A 268-nucleotide genomic window follows, 5' to 3' on the forward strand; every position below is an offset into this window, starting at 1 on the left:
CATGCGACGAAGAAGACGAAGGTATCCAGCCGGCGCTGCCTGACACCGGTTTGCCACCGGCCGGCAAGCCTGAGCGGCGCAAGGTGGGACGCAAGCCGTTGCCGGCGTACCTGAAGCGCGAACGCATTGAGTACGATCTGCCGGAAGAGCAGCGAGGTTGCCCGTGTTGTGGCAAGCCGATGCATCGCATCGGCGAGGACATCAGCGAACAGCTGCATGTCGAGCTCAAATGGACGGTTCACCAGAACGTGCGTGCAAAGTACGCGTG

The 268-nt window shown here is 61.9% G+C and carries 1 protein-coding gene; it reads left to right on the forward strand.

Features of this window, described 5'->3' with window-relative positions:
* On the forward strand, positions 1–268 hold a 268-nt coding region (locus SB771_RS34770), incomplete at both ends, for an IS66 family transposase zinc-finger binding domain-containing protein (RefSeq protein ID WP_410722012.1).

Origin of the sequence: Burkholderia sp. SIMBA_051 (genome assembly GCF_046534915.1) — a bacterium.
In the GTDB taxonomy this organism is placed as follows: Bacteria; Pseudomonadota; Gammaproteobacteria; order Burkholderiales; family Burkholderiaceae; genus Burkholderia; species Burkholderia ambifaria.